Source organism: Methylobacterium mesophilicum, from assembly GCF_022179445.1.
Lineage (GTDB): Bacteria > Pseudomonadota > Alphaproteobacteria > Rhizobiales > Beijerinckiaceae > Methylobacterium > Methylobacterium mesophilicum.
Window position 1 is genome coordinate 23,880 of record NZ_BPQU01000017.1, and the last position, 21,536, is coordinate 45,415.

Here is a 21,536-nt window from a genome sequence, read left to right on the forward strand (position 1 = left end):
CGGCCAGGCGACGTTTCCGACGGTTTGATCATGCCTGTTCCGGACCGCCATCGGCCAACGGTCGCCCCTGTCGCCGACAGGCACCCGAACCGCGCCCGCAGGGTCTCCATCCTCCTGGCCGCCGGCACGGCGCTGGCGCTCCTCGCCGCCTGCACCCAGAGCGGCGATTTCGGCCGCCCCCGCACCGGTGTGTGGAACGGGCTGATCGACACCACCGGCAGTTTCTCATCGCGCGATCGCGGCCGCCTGATCCTCGATTCCGGCTTGACCGACGACGAGCAGGCCCTGCGCGACCGCGCCTGGCGCTTCGTCCAGCCGGCCAGCACCGTCACGGCCTTCCAGGATGCCCTCCTTGGATTGGCGAGCGCGCACGCGACGCCGACCTGGCGGTTCGACGAGGTCGGCGCCTATTACGACACGCTGACCGCGGAGCCGTCGCGCTCCCCCGTCTCCCGCTACCGACAGCTCGCCGACGACGCCACGGCCGATGCCCGCCTGATCCCGATCTTCACGGCGCTCGCCGCGCGGGTGATCGACGCGGATGCCGCGCGGCTGCGCAGCCTGCCCTTCGCCAAGACCCTCGACGACGCGGATATCCGCCTCGCAGCCCAGCACGTGGCCGAGAACCGCTGCCTGATCGCCTGGGTGCGGATCGAGGCCGGCCTGCGGCTGGCCCGCTACCGCTACGCCCTGGAGCATCTTTTCGCCCAGGCGCCGGCCAAGGAATCGGTCCCGGCCGAGCGCTCGCTGGCCATGCTCGCCGCGCGCCGCAACCTGCTCGACCCGCTGCTGCCGCCGGACGCCGCGGCCCGGTGCGGCCTCGAAGCCGCCATCGTACCGGTCGCCGAGGCGCCCCCGCTGGTCGTCAAATACTGAGTCGACCCGGCGCTACCGCCCGGTGGGTTTGCCGCCGGCATCCTTGCCTGCGGACTCGTCTGCCGGCATGTCGGTGGTGCAGGAGACGGCTTTGACGGCGGCGTTGGCGCCGGGTCGCTGGCTGGGCAGGCTGGCGATCACCCGCACGACCACGACGCCCCGCGTGTCCGGCGCGACGATGCGCACGTCGCGGCTCGGGTCGTTCTCGTCGTCGTCGGCCAGAGCCTCGTCGTACTGCGCCCGGGTGAGGATCACGAGGTCGAGGGCGCCGCGCACGGCGGCTTGGTCGGTCACGGCGTAGAAGGCGCCTCGCCGGGCATGCGCGGCGAGCGACAGCGACAGCGGTCCGGTCCGCGCAGAGACGCGCATCGGCCCGTCGGCGAGATCGTAGGCACAGACGCCCACCGCCACGGCCGGGTCCGGGATCGGCAGCCACGCCTCGGGCGGGGAGGGGTCGTCGCCGGTGGCGACCGTGTAGATCGGCTGCGGGTGATCCAGGTTTTCGCTGGTCCGGGCGCGCGAGACGGCGTCCGTCTCGGACAGACGCGGGATCGCCAGCACCGTCGCGATGTGCACGATCCCGGCGAGCACCAGGCCGATCAGCGTGGCGAAGAGGAAGCGCGGGCTCACGAGGCGCATCCCAGGCGGGTGATGGCCGGTACCGAGGCCCGGTCGAGGGATCCGACGCTGGCGGCGACCGGCGTGTCGTAGAGGCGCAGGGCCAGGCGAACCGGGCCGCTGTTCCGGGGGCTCGGCAGCCAGTTGCCGGGCTGGACGTCCGGCGCGAGGATCACCGAGAACCGCCCGTCGGCCGAGCGCAGGACCTCCGTGGAGGTGAAGCCCTCCCGCACGGCCGGACGCCCGGGATCGCGCGCACCGCGACCCGCGACGGTGAGGGTCCAGGCCCGGGCCGGCGGCGTCCCGCCGCCAATGCGATACGTGCAGGTCGCGTCGAGCGTCTGGCCCTGGTCGTCGGCCGCCGCCGTCAGCAGCAGGCCCTCGCCCACCGCCAGGGGGATCTCCCCGCGGCGGGCGTTGACGGCACGGGTATAGGGGTCGGCATTCCCGGCTCCGGCCCGAGGCCAGGCCGTCCAGGCGCCGACCGGCACGCCGCCGAACGGATAGCCGCCCCGCGTCGCCCAATCGGCGCTGGCAAGGCCGAGCACCCCGCCGAGCGCAAGGGCGTAGACCGCGAGGCCCGCGACCGAGCTCTTGCGCCAGACACGGGCGAGGAAACGGCCGGCACCGCCCAGGGACCGGACCTTCGGCGCGGGTCTGGGTTCTCCGGCCGCAGCGCTGCGGCCGGGGCTTCCGGGGATTGCGAGCCTCATCGGGTCACCGCAGCTCGATGCGGCCGCCGACGGACCGGGCGCCCTCGGCCACCGCGCCCGGCGGAGCCGAGGGTGCCGCGGCCCGGTCGCCGGGCTTCCGGTCGGACTTCTGCGTGGCCTTGTCGGCGCCCGTTGCATCCGGCCGCGCGTCGCCCGCAGGCGCGCGTTCGACGGTGCGGAACAGGCCGTTCAGGCCGCCGATGACCTCGAAGGAGCGGCGCGAGAGCTTGCCGTAGGCGCTGGCATTCGGATCGATCGGGGCGGTGGGACCGCCGGACGCCTGCTGCTGGGCGGCCCGCGGGCTTTCCTTCAGGCCCGGCAAGCCCTTGATCTCGATGCCCTGGTGGGCCGGCTCCATCACGTCGTGCCAGAGCTGGGCGGGGAGCGAGCCGCCGGTCAGCTTGTTGGTCGAGGTGTGGTCGTCGTTCCCGAACCAGACCGCGCCGACGTAATTGCCGGTGTAGCCGACGAACCACGCATCCCGGTAGGCGTTCGTGGTGCCGGACTTGCCGGCGACCTTCACGCCCTCGAGCTGGGCGCGCTTGCCGGTCCCCTCCTCGACCACCTTGTTGAGCATGAAGTTCATGTCGGCGACGACCTGGGGCGGAAGCACCCGATCGGGCGCCTCGTCGGCGTGGCGGTAGATCACCTCGCCGGACGAGTTCTTCACCTCCATGGCCGCATAGGGCTTGGCCTTGTAGCCGCCGTTGGCGAACACCGCGTAGCCGGCGGCCTGGTCGATCACCGTGACCTCGTCGGAACCGATCGGCATCGAGACGGTGTCGATCAGGTTCGAGGTGATGCCCATCTTGTGGGCCAGATCGGTGATCTTCGCGCGGCCGGCCTTCGCGGCGCGGGCCTCATGGCTGATGCCCATGGCCTTGCCGAGCGAGATCGAGATCTTGATCGGGATCGTGTTGATCGACTTCGCTACGGCGAGCCACATCGGCACCCGTCCGGCATAGGACCGGCCGTAATTCTGCGGGCACCAATTGCCGATGCAGACCGGGCTGTCGACCACCGCGGTCTCGGGCTTGAACAGCCCCGACAGGAGGGCGGCGGAGTAGACGTAGGGCTTGAACGACGAGCCGGGCTGGCGCAGCGCGTCGGTGGCGCGGTTGAACTGGCTCTCGCCGTAATCGGCGCCGCCGACCATGGCGCGCAACGCCCCGTCCGGGTCGAGGATGACCATCGCAGCCTCGTCGACGTCGAAGGCGTCGCCGGACTTGCGCAGGATGTCGGCCACGGCCTCGTCGGCCCGCTTCTGGATCGCGAGGTCGAGGGGTGTCTTGACCGTCAGGACGCGGTCGTTGCGGAGCTTGCCCGCATCGGCCATGGCCTTGATCTCGCCGAAGGCCCAGTCGAGGTAATAGTCGGCGGTGATGTCGCGGGTGCGGGTCACCGGGGTCGCCGGGTTGCGCAGGGCGGTCTGGATCTGCCCTTCCGTGACGAAGCCGGCCTCCACCATGTTGTGAAGCACGTCCGCGGCGCGGGCCCGGGCGGCGGGCAGGTTGACGTGGGGCGCGTATTTCGTCGGCGCCTTGAACAGGCCCGCCAGCATGGCCGCCTCGGCCAGGCTGATGTCCTTGAGCGGCTTGCCGAAATAGTAATCCGCCGCCGCCACGGCGCCGAAGGTGCCGCCGCCCATATAGGCCCGGTCGAGATAGAGCTTCAGGATCTCGTTCTTGGTCAGGTGGCTCTCCAGCCACAGGGCCAGGAACGCCTCGTTGATTTTTCTTTCGAGCGAGCGCTCGTTCGTCAAAAAGAGATTCTTGGCGAGCTGCTGCGTGATCGAGGAGCCGCCCTGCGTTCCGCCGCCGCCGCGCGAGTTGTTGACCAGCGCCCGCAGGGTGCCGATCGGGTCGATGCCCCAGTGCTCGTAGAAGCGCCGGTCCTCGGTGGAGACCAACGCCTTGATCATGATGTCGGGAAACTCGTCGAGCTTGAGCGAGTCGTCGTGCTTGATGCCGCGCCGACCGACTTCGGTGCCGTACCGGTCGAGGAATGTGACGGCGAGATCTTGCTGCTTCAGCCAGTTCTCGCTGGTCAGCTGGAACGCGGGCTGCGCGAAGGCGAGCAGCAGCACCGCGCCGCCGGCCCCCAGGGTGACGGCCTCGCTGGTCAGGTCGAGGGCGATCCGCTTCCAGCCGTGGACGGCGAACCGGCTCATGACCCGCTGGAAGCGCTCGTAGGCCGCGCCGGTGGAGCGGCCGCTGTCGTAGAGGCCGGCATTGACCCAGGCATCGAACGCCAAAGCGGCGCGCTCGACGCGGATCTTGATCTCGGTGAGCGTCGGCAGGCGCACGTTGTCGGACCCGGCTTGTCGAGCGCCTTCGCGGCGAGAAGGATCGAGCGCCCGCGCCGCGGGCATGGCACCCGCGGCCGAGACACCGCGCGGCGTTCCCATCCTTAGCAGGATCCGGAACGGTCGGCGAGGCTCTGCGCAGTCCCGTGATTCGCCGCAGGCCCGCCGGCTTGCCCGGCGGCGCGGGCTCGGGCAGAGACAGACAATTCCCGATCGCGAGATTGACCGATGTCCAAGCCCGAGGCGCTGCGCCGCGGGGTCGCCGAGCCGTTCTGGCGGACCAAGACCCTCGAAGCCATGACGCCGTCCGAGTGGGAGAGCCTGTGCGACGGGTGCGGTCGGTGCTGCCTGATCAAGCTCGAGGACGACGAGACCGGCGAGGTCCACCACACCGATATCGGCTGCACCCTGCTCGACGGCCTGACCTGCCGCTGCCGCGACTACGCCCGCCGACAGAAGCGCGTGCCCGACTGCGTCCGCCTGACCCCGGAGGCGGTGCGGACGATCCCGTGGCTGCCGCCGACCTGCGGCTATCGGCTCGTCCGCGACGGCGAGCCGCTCTATCCGTGGCATCCCCTGGTCTCGGGCCGGGCCTCCAGCGTGCACGAGGCCGGCATCTCCATCCGGGGCCGGCTTGCCGGCAACGAGGAGGAGTTCTCCGACGACGAGTTGCCGGACCGGATCGTGGCCTGGCCGGGGGCGGATCCGGACGAGCGCTGACGCTCAGCTCGAGTTGACACGGCTGCCGAGCAGCCGGCCGCCCGCGAGACCGTTGAGTCCGATCACGCCCAGCACCGCCACGGCATGGATCAGCAGATCCGACGCGGTCGCGTCGTGCGGATGGAACGGCATCAAAAGAGCGGCCGCCGCCGCTGCGGCCGCGAGCCCGCCGAGTGCCGCGGTCAGGTTCGGCCGGAGCGGGCAGGCGCGGCGCAGCATCACGACGATCAGCACGGAAAGCGGCGCCGAGACGCAGACCAGGAAACTGAAGCAGCCGGCGACCTCCTGGGGATTCGGCCGATCGGTGCCGGGGGCGATCCAATCGCGCAGGCAGCCGAAGCCGCTCGCCCCGATCCAGAGGGCCAGGGCGGGGAGCGGCAGCAAGGCCCAGGCCCGGGAGCGGCCCGGGACGCTGGTGGCGAAGGCCGCGAACGCAGCGCCGGCCGCCGTCAGCACCGCCCCGAGCGCGGCGCAGGCGAGATCCGGCACGCGCATCCTCAGCATGAAGCCGGTGGAGTCGATCCGGCTCGCCAGGACCAGCCCGACGATCAGGGCCGCTCCCAGCCACATGGCGGCGCGCAGGGCCGGAGAGGGCAGAGGCCGAACCGGCTCCAGGCCGATGGCGAGATCCTCGACCAGCCGGTCGTGGCGACTCAAAGCGTGCGGACCCGGGTCATGGCCGGCCAAGTCGGCCATCAGCGCCGCTCCTGCATCAGGTTGGCGCGCAGGGCCTTGAGAGCCCGGTGAAGGTTGACCTTGAGCGCGCCCTTGCTGCGCCCGGTCAGGGCTGCGGTCTCATCCAACGACAGCTCCCGCAGGCCGAGATGTTCCACGGCCTGCCGTTGCCCGTCCGGCAGCGAGGCGACCGCACGCGCCAGGGCCGCGGCGCGGTCACGCGCCTCCAGACCCTGGCCCGGCGCGGGACCGGGATCGGCCTCAGCCTCGTATGCAATCGGATCGTGAACCTCGCGGGGTCGGCGACCGGTTCGGCGCAGGCGATCGATCGCCCGCCGCTGGGTGATGGCGCGCAGCCACGGCAGGAACGGCCGCGCGGGATCGTAGCTCGCCCGAGCCCGATGCACGGTCATCAACGTGTCCTGGACGACGTCGTCCACGGCCTCGCCGCGCACGCCCTGCGCCCGGGCGATCGACGAGACCACCGGCAGGCACGCCTTGAGCAAGGCGCGATATGCGGCCGCGTCGCCACCCTGCGCCGCCGCCATCAGAGTGGCCAATTCACCTTCGAGCGCCATCCGGGCTCCGCCGCCGATCCATTCCCCGGCACGGCAGGAGTCTAGCGCGGGGATGGAGTCCCGCGCCAGGGCCCATCCGCATCCCGCGACGCCAGGCATCGCCAGCATCATCGCGGCAACTCCGCGGCGCCGGCGACGCGTTCGCCCAGGCGGGCCGCGCCCAGGATGCGGCCGTCGGTCGCCTGCAGCAGGAGAGCCGCCGTCTCACCCGCCGGCGCGGCAGCCTCGAACGTCGCAGAGGCGCCGGACCAAGCCCCGAGATCCCGGATCGAGCGGACGACGTTCGCCTGATCGAGGGTCCGCCCGGCATTCTCGCCGCGCAGGACTCGGCTGGTATGGCTCGGATCGAAGCCGATCAGCAGGACCCGGCCCCTTCCGCTTCCGGCCCCGACCCGGGCGGCGAGACCGGCTCCATTACGGGACAGCGTCACCCGGACGGCCGTCCCGGCACTCCGGGCCCGTGCCACGGCGGCCCGCAGGCCGGCCTCGTCGGAGCCGACCAGGGCCGCGCGTCCGTCGATGACGGCCTGCGGGGTGTAGTTCGAACTGCCCAACCGGGCCGCGTAATCAGCCTGCCGCTCGGTGGCGGCGGGCAGGGAGTAGGGGTCGCGCCAGTCGAGGTGGTTCCAGTAGGTGACGTGGAAGGCCAGCGGCAGCACGTCCGCACCTTCCTGCGCGAGCCGCCCGATCAGCGCTTCGGCGGGCGGGCATGAGGAGCAGCTCTGCGAGGTGAAGAGTTCGACGACGACGGGCCGCTCGAGTGCCGCGGCTGGACGACCGGCGGCGAGCAACAGGGCGGCGGAGATCAACGCGACGACTTTCATGGCCGGGCCTCTCGGCGCCGGCGGAAGATGCACGGCGCGTGACGGACCTTTCGGCGGCACGTCCGCGCCGGTTACGCCGGATCCAGTTCGAACCGCTCCACGTCCCGCAGCAGTTCCACGAACGCGGCGGCGCCATGATCGAGGGCCGCATGCCCGGCCTCGGCACTGCCCAGCCGGGCATCCCCCATGGCTCCGGACGGGTGCAGGTCGCCCGCCTTCCAGGCGAAGGCGGCTGGCCGGCCGGCGCGGAGATGGGTGAAATCCCGGATCATCGCGCGGTTGCGGGGCGGGAAATCCGCGATGCGGTCGGCCCGCACGAGGTCCGGCCGCAGGGCCAGCATCAGTGCGGTCTCGATGCCCCCGGCATGGATGCCGTAAGCGATCTCGTCAGCGGGAAACAGGCCGTCGGGATAGCCGAACCGGGCCCAGGACGTCGTGACCGCGACCATGCCGAACCGCGCGCGCAGATCGCCGGCCACGAGATCGATGAGGGCGCTGTTGCCCCCATGGCTCGTGACGATCACCAGCTTGCGGCAGCCGGCGCGATGGATGGCGGCACCGATCCCGGTCCAGGCCGCCAGGGCCGTCCCGGTATCGAGTGAGAGCGTGCCTGGAAACGCATCGTGTTCGTCGGACTTGCCGATGGCCTGGACCGGCAGCAGCAGCACGTCGAGGTCGTCCGGCACACGCGTGCGCACGCGGTCGAGATAGCCGTCAGCGATGATCGCGTCGGTGCCGAGCGGGAGGTGCGGCCCATGCTGCTCGATGGCAGCCACCGGCAACACCGCGATCGCCCGCCGCAGGTCGCGCCGGTTGAGGTCGTCCGTCGTCAGATCGGACCAGCTTTGCGCCGCCATGTTTGGGCCGGAACTTTCCTTCGACGCCGCCCTCGGCATCGGGTTGCCGAGGGCGTCTAACCCGCCCGACCGAGGCGCGTCGATGGGCGCCGGACCGACCGGGGGCGGGAGCCGGTCAGGCGAACAGGGCGTCGATGTCGTTCTGGGACGGGGTTTCCTCGACGGCCTGGGGGCCGTTGAGGAGGAGGTCCTCCGCGCGGGCCCGGCGAGCCATCTCGGCCGGGTCGGTGGAGGATGCATCCCGGGCCTTCACGGCGCCGACGAAGCGGGCGAGCCGCTGTTCGAACAGCCGCAGGGCCTCCACGACCTTGGCGATGCGCTGGCCGGTGATGTCCTGGAAGGCACAGGCTTCGAAGATCGTGTTGATTCGCTCTTCGACGGCATCCCGGTAGCCAGGCCCGTCCGGGAGGCCGAGCATCGCCTCCGCGGCCTCCATGATCGTGTTGGTGGCCCCGGCGGTCGCGACGACGACGCTGCCGAGTTCCTCATGCGCCATGGGAATTCGGTCGCGGCTCATCTCGTTCGCCCGGAGAGCACCGATCTCCTCGCGCAAATGGGCGATGTAATCCGCAATCTCGATCAACTCAGAGATCACGGCGTGCGGTTCACGGAACCGCATATCGGGCTGTCGCGCGGCGGCTGACGACATGCTCTCCTCCTGGGATCGGCGACCGTCGATGCCGGCGGCATCGCTCTTGGGCGCCTTCCGGCGTGCCGGCGGCTTTGCCGGAGGGCGCGTTGGGCGTGCCACGGAAATCATCAGTTCCCGCAGACCGCCTCGATCTTGGACTTGAGCGTCGCCGCGTTGAACGGCTTGACGATATAATTGTTCACGCCGGCCTTCTTGGCGGCGATGACGTTCTCGGTCTTCGATTCGGCGGTCACCATGATGAACGGCGTGGTCCGAAGGTTTTCGTCGGCCCGCACGTGCCGGAGCAGCTCGTAGCCGGTCATCGGCTCCATGTTCCAGTCGGAGATGACCAGGCCGTACTTGCGGTCCTTCAGGCGAGCCAGTGCTGCCGTACCATCCGAAGCGTCATCGACCTCTTCGAAGCCGAGCTGCTTCAATAGATTCCGAATGATTCGGACCATCGTCTGGTAATCGTCGACAACGAGGATCGGCATGCTCAGATCGAGAGCCATAGACCAACTGCTCCGTATTGCCCGGCGGGAAGCCGCGGCGGCTCCCGGAAAGATGAACGCTTCACTAACGCCGCAAAATAGCCGCGCTGCACAGCATTTAAAATAGGCCCGCCGCATTGCGAAGCCGTTAATCTGCGGGTGTGTCTTTCGCAGACCGCCCCTGCGTCGTCGCGGGGTAGGGGGTTCGCTTGACCCTCCGGGCTGCTTTGGGCAGGGTCCGGCGCCGTCGGGCCTGACGCGAACCGCGCAGGCGCCTCTTCTCATCCGACCCCTCCCGAGTCTCCGACCCCGAATCGATGGCCTCAGGCGACCAACCGGCCATGCGGCCTTTCACGATTTGCGGCGTCGATACGCCGATCCCACCGGCCCTCGCCGGAGCGGTCGCGGCGATCGGCAATTTCGACGGCGTCCATCGCGGCCACCGCGTGCTGGTCGAGAACGTCAGGACGGTGGCGCGCGAGGCCGGCCGGCCATCCGCGGTGCTGACCTTCGAGCCGCATCCGCGCGCTTATTTCGCGCCCGATGCGCCGATGTTCCGCCTCACTTCGCTGGCGGCCAAGGAGATCGTGTTCGCGCATCTCGGCCTCGACGGGTTGGTCGTGCGCCGCTTCGACGGGGCGCTTGCCGCCACGGGCGCCCGCGCCTTCGTGTTCGACTTCCTGAAAGGGTCTCTGGGGCTGTCCGGCGTGGTGGTCGGCCACGATTTCCATTTCGGGCGCAACCGCGAGGGCACGCCGGCGATCCTGGCCGAACTCTGCGACGAGGCCGGCCTGGGCTGCCGGATCGTCGAGCCCGTCGCCCTGGCAGGCGAGACCGATCCGGTCTCGTCCAGCGCGATCCGGGCGGCTCTGGCCGGCGGCGACGTCGCCCGGGCCAACGCGCTGCTCGGCTACCGCTGGTTCGTGCTCGGCCAGGTCCGTCACGGCGACAAGCGCGGGCGCCAACTCGGCTTCCCGACCGCCAACGTGATGCTTCCCGATTGCGGGCTGGCCCACGGCATCTACGCGGTGCGCGCCCGCCTCGGCCCCGGCGAGATCCGCGACGGCGTGGCAAGCTACGGGCGCCGCCCGACCTTCGACGACGGCGCGCCACTCCTGGAAGTCTACCTGTTCGATTTCGCCGGAGACCTCTACGGACGGGAGATCGCCGTCGAATGCGTCGGCTACATCCGCGGAGAGGAGCGGTTCGACAGCGCCGAGGCGTTGATCGCACGCATGCACGTCGATTCCGACGCGGCGCGGGCCCTACTGGCTACCGATACCGCCCCTTCAATGCTGACCTGACTCCGCAGCCGGCGTGCACCATTCCGGGCCTTATTTGCCGGCGTTCGGAAAAACGTGATGCGGATCAGACCGCTAGACCCCTGTCGGGGATCCGATATCTAAGATGGCAGGATCGATCAGGAGGCGGATGTGCTGGGTCGCTACGAGCGCGGACATAACGGCGAGGCAGTCGTCCAGTATGGGGACGGCACCATGCGGGTGGTCAAGCCAGGCAGCTTCGTGCGCTGCGCGGTGACAGGCGACCCGATCCCGCTGGACGAGTTGCGCTACTGGAGCGCCACCCGACAGGAGGCCTACGTATCACCCGAGGCGATCCTGGCGCGGCTCAAGGAAACCGGGCGCCCGTAGCGTCACAGCGCCTTGCGGATCTGCGCGCGCAAGGCCTCGGGATCGTCCGGCACGAGGCGCACGGGCAGGACGCGGACGCGCGCTGCGAACGGGCCGGGGAGGCGGACCGCGTCCTTCTCGGTGGTCACGAGTTCCGCACCGAGCCGGTCCGCCTCGGCTGCCAGGGCGGCGAGTTCCGCCTGGCGGTAGGGATGATGATCCGGGAACGGCCGAGCCGCCGCGATGATTGCCCCGGTCCCGCGCAGCGTCGCGAAGAATTTTTCCGGCCGGCCGATCCCCGCGAAGGCGAGACAGCGCCGGCCGATCAGGCCGATCGGATCTGGGACGAGTTGCGCCCGATGCACCGGCAGCCCCCGCCGCTCCGCGGCCTGCGCCATCGCGGCGCCGGGAGCCCCGTCTCCGACCAGGATCACACCGGCGACGTGGGGCCATTGCCCTTCGAGCGGCGCCCGCAGGGGGCCCGCCGGGAACGGCCGGCCGTTGCCGATGCCGGCGCCGCCATCGATCACCGCCCAGGCTAGGTCCTTGGTAAGCGTCGGGTTCTGCAACCCGTCATCCATCACGATTACGTCGGAGCCTGACGACCGGCACAGCGATGCTCCGGCGGGGCGGTCCCGGGACACGATTGTCGGCGCGTGACGGGTTAGGAGCAGCGGCTCGTCGCCGACATCCGCAGCCCCGTGGCGGGTCGAATCGACCCGGATCGGTCCGGCCATGCGTCCGCCATAGCCCCGGGACAGGAAGGCGGGCCTGCGGCCGAGTTCGACGAGCAGGGCCGCGACCGCGATCGCGGCAGGCGTCTTGCCGGCTCCGCCAAGCGTGAAATTACCGAGGCACAGGACCGGGCAGCCCGCCCGGATGCCGGGGCGATTCATGCGCCGGGCGCTCAGCGCCCCATAAGCCGCGCCGAGCGGCGCGAGGGCGCGCGCGGCCGGGTGGTCGCCCCCCGCCGTCCAGAAGCGCGGTGGCCGCATCAGGTTCGCATGAGCGGGCGCGCGAGGTCGCCGCGGTCGAGCCGCTGAAGCTTCATCTGCGCCACGAACGGCTCGAGCACTGCCAGCGTACGGCCGACCGCACCCTCGAACGGCTCCAACGCCCGGGGGCCGGCCTGCACCATGCCGGCGAGACGCGCCGGATCCCCCAAGAGTTCGCCGACCAAGACGGCCAGTTCGACCCCGTCCCGCACCGGCAGGGCGGCGCCGGCCCGGTCGAGGGCGCGATAGACCACATCGAAATTGGCGGTGTGGGCCCCGTGCAGGATCGCCGTATCGAGGCGGACCGGCTCGATCGGGTTCTGGCCGCCATGCGGAACCAGGGAGCCGCCGAGGAACACCAGCGGGGCGAGCCGGTAGAACAAGCCCATCTCACCGATCGTGTCGGCGACGTAGACTTCGACGGACGGATGCGGACGCCCGCCGCTCGAGCGCCGAGCGCTGCGCAGGCCGTAGGCGGCCGCGGCTTCGGCCGCCTCCGTGCCGCGGCTCGGATGCCGGGGCGCGAGAATCGTCAGAAGCCTCGGAAACTGCGCCTTCAGCACGGCGTGGGCGTAGGCGACGATGCTGTCCTCGCCCTCATGGGTGCTCGCCGCGACCCAGACCGGCCGGTCGGCGACCATGCCGTCGAGATAAGCCAGTTGCTGGCGATCGACCGGCGGCACCTGGGAGTCGAATTTCAGGTTGCCGGCGACGCTGACCCGGGGCGCGCCGAGCTTGGCGTAGCGCGCGCCGTCCTCCTGGGTCTGCGTCAGGCAGATCGCGATCCGGGAGAGCAGAGCCTTGGCGGTGCGCGGGCAGCGCTCCCACCCCTTGAACGAGCGCTCGGACATCCGGCCGTTGACCAGGATGAGCGGGATCTCGCGGGCGTCCAGTTCCAAGATCGTGTTCGGCCAGATCTCGGATTCGGCCACGATGGCGAGGTTGGGCTGCCAATGGTCCAGGAACCGCGCGACCCAGCGCGGCGCGTCGAGCGGCACGTATTGGTGCACGGCGCCCGACGGCAGGCGGGCCCCGATCAGCTCGGCGGCCGAGCGCGTGCCCGTGGTCACCAGCACCGAGAAGCCGCGGGCGATCATGCCCTCGACAAGCCCGATCAGCGACAGGACTTCGCCGACGCTGGCGCCGTGCATCCAGGCGAGCGGTCCGACCGGGCGGGCGCGACCGGGCAGGCCGCGCCGCTCGGGTAGCCGCAGCGGATCCTCCTTGCCGTGATGCGCGCGCCAGGCGAGGAGCCCGGCCAGCGCGGGCTCACCCACGCGCAGGCCCGACCGGTAGGCCAGCAGCGGCAGGGTCACGGACGGCAGCTTCACGCGGGGTCTCCCACCGGAACGGCCGCCGCGGCCGGGGACCCATTGCGATAAAGCGCCGCCCGGTCGGCACGCCCGACCAGCGCGTAGGCGCGGGCATGCACGCGGTCCATCTCGGCTTCGAGGTGACGTCGGAGCGACTCGAACTCGTCGCCGGCGCAGTCGCGTGCGACGTAGATCGGCTCGCCGAGCACCACCGCACCCCGGCCGAACGGCAGCCCGAGACAGGCCCTGTCCCAGGATCCGAAGCGCAGGTGCCGGCTCGTGACCACGGCAGCCGGGACGATCGGTCGGCCCGAGAACCGCGCGAGGGTCAGGATCCCGGCATCGCAACGACGCGACACTTTCGGTACGTCGGCGCTGAAGGCAACCGACTCGCCGGCCTTCAGGGCCCGCAGCATCGCCCGCAACCCTTCCGCACCACCCTTGGCGCGCAGGTCGGTCGCCCGGTCCCGGCCGCGGGCGCCGGACGCCCGGATCACGCGTACGCCGAGATGCTCCAGCGCGATGGTGTTGATGTTGCCGTCCGGATTCTTTGAGATGATCGTCGCGACCCGATCGCTCGACCGGCGCATGAACGGCATCATGATGTGCTGCCCGTGCCACATGCCGGCGATGAGCGGCACATGCGCGTCGATCCACCCGTCGGCGCTCCCGGGGGCAGCCGCGCTGGCCTGCACCTCGAAGCGATTCGTCGCCTGTACGAGCCGCAGATATCCGGCCGCCAGGCGTCCGAGGGCGCGCTGGACGACGGGATGGCGAAGGATGCGCTTGCCGAGACTCATGAAACGCTTTTGGCGGCCGGAGCGCCGCAGCCCGATCGGAGCGGGCGCGGATTCGTCCCGCCATGGTCTAGTCCCCGCGCCTCGGCGAACGCAACTCGGTCGGCCCTCGGACAGACGCGATCGCACGCCCGACACCGGAGCGGACCAGGCGAAAGCGCGCCCTTCGCAGCGAAAATCCGTCCGCGCCTTGTTTGTATCGGTTCTAAATTATAGATTAGAACCGATACAAACAGGAGGGTATCCGATGGCTGCTGCCTTCGAAACCGTGATCGACGACGCCGAAGCCCGGCGGAATTTCGCCCTGCGCTACGTCCAGCCCGGGCTTGCCGGCCTGATCGACGGGTCGGTCTCGACCCTAGCGCCGATCTTCGCGGCAGCCTTTGCCACCGGCCATAACGGCGCGACCTTCTTGGTCGGGCTGGCGGCCTCCGTGGGGGCTGGCATCAGCATGGGCTTCACGGAGGCGTTGTCGGACGACGGCAGCGTCACCGGACGGGGCGACCCGTGGATGCGCGGCCTGGTCTGCGGGGCCATGACGACGCTGGGCGGCCTCGGGCACACGCTGCCCTACGCGATCCCGGACAAGCTGCCGCCCGGCTGGCCGAACCCGTTCCTGCTCGCCACGAGCCTCGCAATCCTGGTGGTGATCGTCGAGCTGGTCGCCATCGCGGCGATCCGCACCCGCTTCATGGCGACGCCGTTCTGGCGTGCGGCGCTGCAGGTGATGCTCGGCGGCGCTCTGGTACTCGCCGCCGGGATGCTGATCGGCAGCGCTTGACGCGAGGGCCCGCGACCGCGATGCCGGGCGCGTTCCATGCCCTCCTGCAGCGTTGATCGTCGGCCTTGATCTTCCGCCTGGCCCATCTCAGTGACCCGCATGTCGGCCCGCTCGGCCGCGTGCGCCTGCACCAGCTCATCGGCAAGCGCGCCACCGGCTACGCCAACTGGCGGCGCGGTCGCTCGCGCAGCCACGACATGACCGTGCTCGAAACCCTGGTGGCGGACCTGAAGCAGCAGGGGGCTGCGCATGTCGCCTGCACCGGCGACCTGTGCAACATCGGCCTGCCGAGCGAGTGGGAGACCGCGCGCACCTTCCTGGAGGCACTGGGTCCGCCCGAGACGGTGAGCTTCGTGCCGGGGAATCACGACGCCTACGTGCGCGGCTCCCTGGAGGGGCTGCTGGCGGCCTGCCGCGGCTACACCGGGGACGATTCGGGTTCGTCGGGACGCTTTCCCTACCTGCGGCGGCGCGGCCCGGTGGCCCTGATCGGCCTCTCGAGCGCGATCCCCACAAAGCCGTTCGTGGCCACCGGCCGCCTCGGACCGTCACAGCTCGCCGCAGCCGAAGCGTTGTTGCGCGCGCTCGCGACCGAACCGGGCAAGCCGTTCCGGGTGGTGATGATCCACCATCCGCCTCAGCCGGGGGGCGCCTCGTCGGGGCGGGAGCTGAAGGACGCCGCCGCTTTCACTGCGATGATCGCGCGGGCAGGGGCCGACCTGATCCTGCACGGCCACAACCACACCACCACCAGCGCCCTCGTCCCGGGGCCGGACGGACGTTCCGTACCGGTGATCGGCGCGCCATCGGCCTCCGCGCGCCCGGATGGACATGGCGGGCTCGCGGCGCGGCGGGCTTCCTATCTGATGTACGAGATCGCCCGCTCGGGCGAAGGTTTCGCGGTCAGCGCGCGGCGCCGCGGCCTGGACTCGGCCGGCACGGTCAGCGACCTCGGACCGATCAGCTTGACCTGAGCGCCCGGGGCGTCGTCGAAACCGAGACCAGCCTGTCCGTCCGGCGGCCGGCCTCGGTCCAGGGCATCAATGGCTCGCAGCAGCGAGCTCGGACCGTTGCTGTTGGCTGATGCTGGCTTCGTAACGCTCCGCTTGCAGGCGGGTCAGCCCGCTGATCAACGCGAGAGTCCCGCGATAGACCGTATAGGTGCCGTCGTGAGTCGGCTTGACGCGAATCATCTCTGCCATGGAAGCCTGCCTTGCTCTGGAGGTTGTCTGTCTTCGTCGGAGGAGATCGATCCTTCCCGCAGATTTGGCCGGTTGAACGGGCGAACGGTGGCGAGGTTATCAATCAGTCTATGCTTGGCAAGGGTCGGCTACCGCAAAATGCTTAGGTTCCTCTGCTGCGATGCGGCAAGCCGTTGCCGATGCTCGCAATCGGCCAATGCTTAAAAAAACGGCCGCGCGCTTGCATAAAGAATAAGACCGTGACGCGCCTCGCGGCGGCGCGTGTCAAAAGCGAATCTCGCCCTGCGGGGCTCGGCGAAGGGACATCTCATGCAGCTCTGGCGTCTGACTGCGACCGACCTCTCGGCCCTGATTCGCACCGGCCAGGTCTCGGCCCGGGAGGTCGCACAGGCCGCCCTGGATCGGCTCGACGCAGTCAACGGGCGAATCAACGCCGTGGTCGAGCATCGCCCGGACGAGGTGCTGTCGCAGGCCGACGCCGTCGACGCCGCCCGCGTCCGGGGCGATACGCTCGGGCCGCTCGCGGGCGTGCCGGTGACGATCAAGGTCAACGTGGACCAGCGGGGCTTCGCGACCACGAACGGCCTGCGCCTCCAGCGCGATCTCATGGCCACCGACGACAACCCCGTCGTGGCGAACTTCCGGCGCGCCGGAGCGGTGCTGCTCGGACGCACAAACACGCCCGCCTTCTCGCTGCGCTGGTTCACCACCAACCAGTTGCACGGCGAGACCAAGAATCCGCGCGATCCTGCCCTGACGCCGGGGGGCTCGTCCGGCGGGGCCGGCGCCGCGGTGGCGGCCGGGATCGGGGCGATCGCCCACGGCACCGATATCGCCGGCTCGGTCCGCTACCCGGCCTATGCCTGCGGCGTGCATGGCCTCCGTCCGAGCCTGGGCCGGGTCCCGGCCTGGAACGCCTCGTCGCCGGAGCGCGGGATCGGGCCGCAGCTGATGGCGGTGTCGGGTCCGCTGGCCCGCAGCATCGCGGATATACGTCTCGCTTTCCACGCGATGGCGGCCCCCGACCCGCGCGATCCCTGGTGGGTGCCGGCGCCCTTGGAAGGTCCCGCGGTGCCGCGCCGCGCGGCGCTCTGCGTGCGGCCCGGCGGCCTCGCGGTGGTACCCGAGGTCGAGGCCGCGTTGCGCGAGGCCGCCCGGCGCCTGACCGAGGCCGGCTGGGCGGTGACTGAGATCGCCGACACGCCGCCGATCCGCGAGGCGAGCGCCCTGCAGCTTCAGCTCTGGCTGGGCGACGGCTACGAGGCGGCCCGGGCGGCGGCCGAGCGCGAAGGCGACCCGGCGGCCATCGACCTGCTGGAACACTTCAGCACGCGCGCGGAGGCGATGGCACCCGACGCCATCGCCAAGGCGCTGACGCGGCGCGCGACGCTCGTGCGCGACTGGTCGTTGTTCCTTGCCGAGCATTCCGTGTTGCTGGTGCCGGTCTCCGCCGAGCTGCCGTTCCCGGACGGGCTCGACCGGACCGGCGAGGCCGGGATCGCGCGCGCCTTCGAGGCGAACGTCCTCCAGGTGGGTCTGGCGCCGATCGGCGTCCCGGCACTCACCGTCACCACCGGCCTGGTCGGCCGCACGCCCGTCGGCGTCCAACTCGTCGCCTCTCGGTACCGGGAGGATCTCTGCCTCGCGGCGGGCGCGGTCATCGAGGCCGGCGGCGTCCCGGAGATGCCCATCGACCCAGTCTGACCCAACGTCGCCCCGCGAACGGGAACCTGATGGAAACGGCCCCGGTTATACAACCGATAGTTGCATGAGGTCCCCGATGTCCGTGATCGCCACCGCAGGCTGCGTCGGAAGCTCCCTGGTCTTCGCGCTGGCGGCGCCCTCGGGTCCACTCCTGGCAACAGCGGGCTTCTTCGGTGGCGGCACGATCGGGGGGATGATCGGCGCCGTGGCGGTGGCCGCCCTCGGCTGGGGCCGCGCCTGATCGCAACGCGGCGTCGGCTACCGGCCCCGTCGCCGCGCGGATTCCGCGAGAAAGGTCCTGACCGTTGTCCAGCGCAGGTCGGGGTAGCGGGCGTTGTCGAGCGGCGTGAGCCGCGCCTGCCCCTCGAACATGTCGCGCAGGTACTGCATGCCCTGCCAGGGCGGGAACACCGCGCCCCGCCCCGGCGCGAGGGTTCGCGCGACCCGGATCATCAAGCCCAGGGTACCGAGCCCTCCGGCGCGCAGGGGCCGGTAGCGGGTGCCGAAGACGTCGCTCGCCGCCTCGGCCAAAGTCCGGGCGCTGAAGCTGTCGCCGGCGACGCGCAGCCAGCGCGGAGCTTCCGGGTCCAGGGCCGCCCGGGCCGTGAAGGCAGCGGTGTCGTCCTTCGTGGTGAAATCCAGGATCTGGTCGGCGCTACCCCAGCACAGCACCCGGTGCGGACGATGGAGGATCAGCGGGGCCTGCCCGTCGAGCAGCTCCATGAACGCGCCGCTGAGCACCGAAGTGGCCTGGATCGGCGCGGCGTCGAGCCGGGCCTGAAAGGTTCGCCGCAGGTCGAGGTTGCGGTTTCCGCCGGGGACGGTCTTCGCATAATCGATGGAGAAGTCGGACGGGATGAAGCGCGGCACGCCGGCCCGGACCGCGCCCTCGAGCAGGGCGGTCTGCGCGTCGATCACCGTGCCGCTCAGGCCGTTGAGCGCCGAGACCACGCAGCCGGCACCCGCGCAGGCGGCCTGCCAGCTGCCCGGGCGACCCGGGCCGGCCTCCACCATGCGCGCGCCGAGGGCCGTGAGCGGTGCCGTCCGGGCGAGATTGGCCCCGGGCCGAACGATGGCTGTCACGGGCGTACCCTCGCGCCGAAGGGCCCGCACGATCCGCAGGCCAAGATCGCCGGTCGCGCCGGCGACGACGACGGTCACGGGGTCCGCGCTCACGGGCGTTCCGCCGCGCCGAGATTGGCCAGCAGGGCCGCGAACAGGCGCGCCCGCCGGGGCAGGGTCTCGATCAGCACATGCTCGTCGAGGGTGTGGTAGCCCTGGCCGAGCGGGCCGAGACCGTCGAGCGTCGGGATGCCGTTGGCGCCCGTGAAGTTGCCGTCGGAGCCGCCTCCGGCGCTGCGGTGGGGCAGGGGCTGGCCGAGCGCCTCGCTCAAGGTCCGCGCCTGCTCGTAGAGGGCCATGCAGCCGGCATCCGGCTCCCAGACCGGCCGGGTGACGCCCCGGGCGACCGAGAAGCGGACGCCGTCCTGCTCGCCCGTCAGTGCCAGCATCCGCTCGACCCCGCGGTCGAGGTCGGCCTGGCGCTTGGCCATGCTCAGCGCCTGGCCGCGGCACAGGGTCGGGACGCAGTTCACCCATTGCCCGCCCGAGACGATCCCGGTGGAGAAGGTACAATCGGCGTCCGACAGGCCGTCGATCGCCAGGATCATGCGCGCCATGGCGCGGATCGCCGAGCGGCCCTCATGCGGCGACGCGCCGGCATGGCTCGGGCGGCCGAACGCTTCGAGGTCGAAGCGCGCGATGGCGTAGCGCCCAGTGACGACGCCGTTGTCGGCCTGGCCGGGCTCGGGCACCAGCACGAAGGCGTGGCGGGCAGCCTCGGCCTCGATCAGGTCCCGTGTCGAGGGGCTGCCGACCTCTTCGTCGCCGGTGAACAGGAAGGTCACCGGCAACGGCGTGGCGATCCCGGACGCTGTCAGGGCCCGGATCGCCGCGAGCGCGATCACGTTGCCGCCCTTCATGTCGAGGATGCCCGGCCCGTAGGCACGGTTGCCCTCGATCCGCCAGGGCAGGCTCCCCAGTGTGCCGACCGGATGCACCGTGTCGAGATGACCGAGCACCAGGATGCCGGGCCGGTCACGATGCCGGTGCGGGAATCGAGCGCGGACGCAATCGCTCAGGCCCATCCGGCCGGGAATGGTCTCGACCGCGGCCCCGGCGACCGCGAGGTCGCGGGCGGCCAGGCCCATCATCCGGTTGACCGCGGCCGCGTCGTGGGTCGGGCTCTCGCATTCCACCCAGGGGCGCAGCGTCGCCAGGATGGACTCCGCGTCGAATGGCAGGTCCGGGATCATCGGGCGCTCTCGGTGGAGGACTCGGCGAAGGGATCGGCGACCTTGGGCCAGTAGCGGCCCGAGCGCTTGGTGTAGGGGATCGCGCCGTAATCGGGCGGGACCGCGCCGGGCGCTGCGACGTAGCGGACCTCGCTCGCGATCGGTGCGAAGGCGGCGTAGAAATGCTGCATCGACTTCACCACCACGATCCGCTTGTCATCGAGGGTCAGCCCCAGCCCCGTGAAGGCGTCGGGCGCGAAGGCCTGCTGTCGGATATGGGTCAGGACCACGTGGATCCCGTCGGCCTCGACCCAGGCGGCGGGTCCGAGGTGCGCCCGGCCACCGCTGAGGCCGCCCTGGCTGTGATCCTCGGAGAGGCCGCGCACGGTGATGCGCAGGTCCACGGGATCGCCCGAGGTCACGCCGCACTTGCCACCGATGCGCAATACGAAGGACGCGCCGAGACCGGCCTCGTGGCAGATCCCGACCGCGCCGGGATCCCAGATCAGCCCAAGCGCCACATCCTTGATGCCGCGCTCGGCGAGCCTGGCCAGGATCGCGGTGTTGTCCGAGGGCGCCCCGGCCCCGGCATTGTCGGCGAAGTCGGCGAGCACCATCGGGCGCGGGTCGCTGGAGGCGAGCGCGGCGTCGATGGCGGCATCGATCGTGTCACAACGGCTCGCCGCCTCCTCCCGCATCGCCCAGACCGCGCCGGCGAGTTCGTCGGCGAGCGCCTGCGCCTTGGCGGCATCGCCGTCGGCGACCACCAGCATCTTGGCGCCGACATCCGGTACGTCGCCCCACGGGAAGCCGTGTCCGAAGGAGACCGACAGGATGCCATCCAGGCCCTCCAGGGCCTCCATCCGGCGTACGAAGCCTGCGACCGGCTCGCGGGTGGTGCGCCACATGTTGATCATCCGGCAATCGGCATAGGCCATCACCGGGCGTATCTCCTTGGCGACCGTGCGCATAACCAGCGGGTAGAGGTCGCGGGCGCGGTCCACGATGTCGGTGTGGGGGTATTCCTTGTAGATCACGATGATGTCGGCGCTCCGCCGCATCGTCTCGGTCAGGTGGCAGTGCAGGTCGAGCTCGAGGCCGATCGTTGCGTCCGGCCCGACGATGGCGCGGACCCGCTCCAGGGTATCGCCCTCGCAATCGTCGTAGCCCTCGGCGACCATGGCGCCGTGCATGAACAAGAGAACGGCATCCACCGGCATCGCGGTCCGAAGATCGTCCAGCAGCGCGTCGCGCAGCTCCTCGTAGACGGCGCGCAGGGTGATCCCGCCCGGCTGCGCGAAGGTCGAGACGCTCTCGATCACATCGTGTCCGTCCGCCTCGGCCAGCGCGCCCCAGGCCTTCAGGCCGATGTTGCTGAGGCGGGGCGGGTTCTTGCTGCCGTCCCGGCGGGCATAATCGGCCAGAAAGGCCGCCCGCCCAGTGGGCAGCGGCGCGAAGGTGTTGGTCTCGGTGGCCAATCCGGCAATGAAGATCTTCAAGGTCTTTTGGTCCTCGTCTTCGGCCGGCCGCC

The 21,536-nt window shown here is 70.9% G+C and carries 23 protein-coding genes and 1 pseudogene; 8 read left to right on the forward strand and 16 right to left on the reverse strand.

All coding sequences use genetic code 11. The annotated features are described in order from the left end of the window. The first annotated feature begins 30 nt into the window (after positions 1–30). On the forward strand, positions 31–876 hold the full coding sequence (locus tag MFF40_RS17190; protein ID WP_238261488.1) for a hypothetical protein: 846 nt from the start codon (positions 31–33) through the stop codon (positions 874–876). Between the two features lie 12 nt (positions 877–888). Here the strand turns inward: MFF40_RS17190 and MFF40_RS17195 are convergent, their stop codons facing one another. From MFF40_RS17195 to MFF40_RS17205, 3 genes are read right to left on the reverse strand one after another with little or no spacing between them, the layout of a single operon-like run. Continuing rightward, positions 889–1,515, reverse strand: a complete 627-nt coding sequence (locus MFF40_RS17195; protein ID WP_238261490.1) for a DUF1254 domain-containing protein — start codon at positions 1,513–1,515, stop codon at positions 889–891. Beyond that, positions 1,503–2,207 carry a DUF1214 domain-containing protein gene (locus MFF40_RS17200; protein ID WP_147857210.1) on the reverse strand — a complete coding sequence of 235 codons (705 nt, stop codon included), beginning with the start codon at positions 2,205–2,207 and terminating at the stop codon, positions 1,503–1,505. The genes MFF40_RS17195 and MFF40_RS17200 overlap by 13 nt, the downstream gene beginning before the upstream one ends. 4 nt (positions 2,208–2,211) lie before the next feature. Then, positions 2,212–4,512 carry a transglycosylase domain-containing protein gene (locus tag MFF40_RS17205; protein ID WP_147896495.1) on the reverse strand — a complete coding sequence of 767 codons (2,301 nt, stop codon included), beginning with the start codon at positions 4,510–4,512 and terminating at the stop codon, positions 2,212–2,214. 228 nt (positions 4,513–4,740) lie between these two features. On the opposite strand from MFF40_RS17205, the gene MFF40_RS17210 reads away from it, so the two are divergent. Further along, positions 4,741–5,232 (forward strand): YcgN family cysteine cluster protein, encoded by a 492-nt coding sequence (locus MFF40_RS17210; protein WP_147856885.1) that lies wholly within the window; start codon positions 4,741–4,743, stop codon positions 5,230–5,232. A gap of 3 nt (positions 5,233–5,235) precedes the next feature. Here the strand turns inward: MFF40_RS17210 and MFF40_RS17215 are convergent, their stop codons facing one another. From MFF40_RS17215 to MFF40_RS17240, 6 genes are all read right to left on the reverse strand, one after another. Then, positions 5,236–5,928: an NrsF family protein gene (locus MFF40_RS17215; RefSeq protein ID WP_238261492.1), complete on the reverse strand. Its 693-nt coding sequence runs from the start codon at positions 5,926–5,928 to the stop codon at positions 5,236–5,238. Further along, positions 5,928–6,485 (reverse strand): sigma-70 family RNA polymerase sigma factor, encoded by a 558-nt coding sequence (locus MFF40_RS17220; RefSeq protein WP_147896486.1) that lies wholly within the window; start codon positions 6,483–6,485, stop codon positions 5,928–5,930. Before MFF40_RS17220 ends, MFF40_RS17215 begins: the two co-directional genes overlap by 1 nt. Before the next feature lie 107 nt (positions 6,486–6,592). After that, positions 6,593–7,309 (reverse strand): DUF1223 domain-containing protein, encoded by a 717-nt coding sequence (locus tag MFF40_RS17225; RefSeq protein WP_238261494.1) that lies wholly within the window; start codon positions 7,307–7,309, stop codon positions 6,593–6,595. Between the two features lie 71 nt (positions 7,310–7,380). Further along, entirely contained in the window at positions 7,381–8,166 is a 786-nt protein-coding gene (locus tag MFF40_RS17230; RefSeq protein ID WP_238261496.1) for a creatininase family protein, read from the reverse strand. A gap of 115 nt (positions 8,167–8,281) precedes the next feature. Beyond that, entirely contained in the window at positions 8,282–8,815 is a 534-nt protein-coding gene (locus MFF40_RS17235; RefSeq protein WP_147855879.1) for a protein phosphatase CheZ, read from the reverse strand. 110 nt (positions 8,816–8,925) lie between these two features. Next, the gene (locus tag MFF40_RS17240; protein WP_007560016.1) at positions 8,926–9,309 is read right to left on the reverse strand and encodes a response regulator; all 384 of its coding nucleotides are present in this window, start codon (positions 9,307–9,309) and stop codon (positions 8,926–8,928) included. A 296-nt stretch (positions 9,310–9,605) separates the two neighbouring features. Here MFF40_RS17240 and MFF40_RS17245 point away from each other — a divergent pair, with 296 nt between their 5' ends. Beyond that, positions 9,606–10,592 carry a bifunctional riboflavin kinase/FAD synthetase gene (locus MFF40_RS17245; RefSeq protein WP_238261498.1) on the forward strand — a complete coding sequence of 329 codons (987 nt, stop codon included), beginning with the start codon at positions 9,606–9,608 and terminating at the stop codon, positions 10,590–10,592. A gap of 129 nt (positions 10,593–10,721) precedes the next feature. Beyond that, complete coding sequence (locus tag MFF40_RS17250; RefSeq protein WP_147855881.1) at positions 10,722–10,940, forward strand: DUF2093 domain-containing protein; 219 nt, start codon at positions 10,722–10,724, stop codon at positions 10,938–10,940. Between the two features lie 2 nt (positions 10,941–10,942). On the opposite strand, the gene lpxK is transcribed toward MFF40_RS17250, so the two are convergent. The 3 genes from lpxK to MFF40_RS17265 are packed head-to-tail and all read right to left on the reverse strand — an operon-like array spanning position 10,943 to position 14,027. Next, a complete protein-coding gene (lpxK, locus tag MFF40_RS17255) occupies positions 10,943–11,914 on the reverse strand; it encodes a tetraacyldisaccharide 4'-kinase (protein WP_238261500.1) in 972 nt (323 codons plus the stop codon). Beyond that, a complete protein-coding gene (locus tag MFF40_RS17260) occupies positions 11,914–13,245 on the reverse strand; it encodes a 3-deoxy-D-manno-octulosonic acid transferase (RefSeq protein ID WP_238261502.1) in 1,332 nt (443 codons plus the stop codon). The genes lpxK and MFF40_RS17260 overlap by 1 nt, the downstream gene beginning before the upstream one ends. Next, a complete protein-coding gene (locus tag MFF40_RS17265) occupies positions 13,242–14,027 on the reverse strand; it encodes a lysophospholipid acyltransferase family protein (RefSeq protein WP_147856245.1) in 786 nt (261 codons plus the stop codon). The genes MFF40_RS17260 and MFF40_RS17265 overlap by 4 nt, the downstream gene beginning before the upstream one ends. A 271-nt stretch (positions 14,028–14,298) precedes the next feature. Between MFF40_RS17265 and MFF40_RS17270 the strand changes: the two are divergent. Further along, positions 14,299–14,805: pseudogene (locus tag MFF40_RS17270) on the forward strand (VIT1/CCC1 transporter family protein); the annotation flags it as partial. 68 nt (positions 14,806–14,873) lie between these two features. After that, positions 14,874–15,779 carry a metallophosphoesterase family protein gene (locus MFF40_RS17275; RefSeq protein WP_147856247.1) on the forward strand — a complete coding sequence of 302 codons (906 nt, stop codon included), beginning with the start codon at positions 14,874–14,876 and terminating at the stop codon, positions 15,777–15,779. A gap of 66 nt (positions 15,780–15,845) precedes the next feature. On the opposite strand, the gene MFF40_RS17280 is transcribed toward MFF40_RS17275, so the two are convergent. Beyond that, positions 15,846–16,007, reverse strand: coding sequence for a hypothetical protein (locus MFF40_RS17280; protein WP_187277829.1), 162 nt, complete (start codon positions 16,005–16,007; stop codon positions 15,846–15,848). Between the two features lie 309 nt (positions 16,008–16,316). Here MFF40_RS17280 and MFF40_RS17285 point away from each other — a divergent pair, with 309 nt between their 5' ends. Both MFF40_RS17285 and MFF40_RS17290 read left to right on the forward strand, forming a co-directional pair. Continuing rightward, entirely contained in the window at positions 16,317–17,711 is a 1,395-nt protein-coding gene (locus MFF40_RS17285) for an amidase family protein (protein WP_238261504.1), read from the forward strand. 64 nt (positions 17,712–17,775) lie between these two features. Further along, complete coding sequence (locus tag MFF40_RS17290; RefSeq protein WP_187277762.1) at positions 17,776–17,952, forward strand: hypothetical protein; 177 nt, start codon at positions 17,776–17,778, stop codon at positions 17,950–17,952. Between the two features lie 17 nt (positions 17,953–17,969). Here the strand turns inward: MFF40_RS17290 and MFF40_RS17295 are convergent, their stop codons facing one another. The 3 genes from MFF40_RS17295 to MFF40_RS17305 are packed head-to-tail and all read right to left on the reverse strand — an operon-like array spanning position 17,970 to position 21,504. Then, positions 17,970–18,887 carry an NmrA family NAD(P)-binding protein gene (locus tag MFF40_RS17295; RefSeq protein WP_238261506.1) on the reverse strand — a complete coding sequence of 306 codons (918 nt, stop codon included), beginning with the start codon at positions 18,885–18,887 and terminating at the stop codon, positions 17,970–17,972. Beyond that, on the reverse strand, positions 18,884–20,026 hold the full coding sequence (locus tag MFF40_RS17300) for a M20/M25/M40 family metallo-hydrolase (RefSeq protein WP_147855374.1): 1,143 nt from the start codon (positions 20,024–20,026) through the stop codon (positions 18,884–18,886). Before MFF40_RS17300 ends, MFF40_RS17295 begins: the two co-directional genes overlap by 4 nt. Continuing rightward, positions 20,023–21,504, reverse strand: coding sequence for a M81 family metallopeptidase (locus MFF40_RS17305; protein ID WP_147855375.1), 1,482 nt, complete (start codon positions 21,502–21,504; stop codon positions 20,023–20,025). The genes MFF40_RS17300 and MFF40_RS17305 overlap by 4 nt, the downstream gene beginning before the upstream one ends. Positions 21,505–21,536 lie beyond the last annotated feature (32 nt).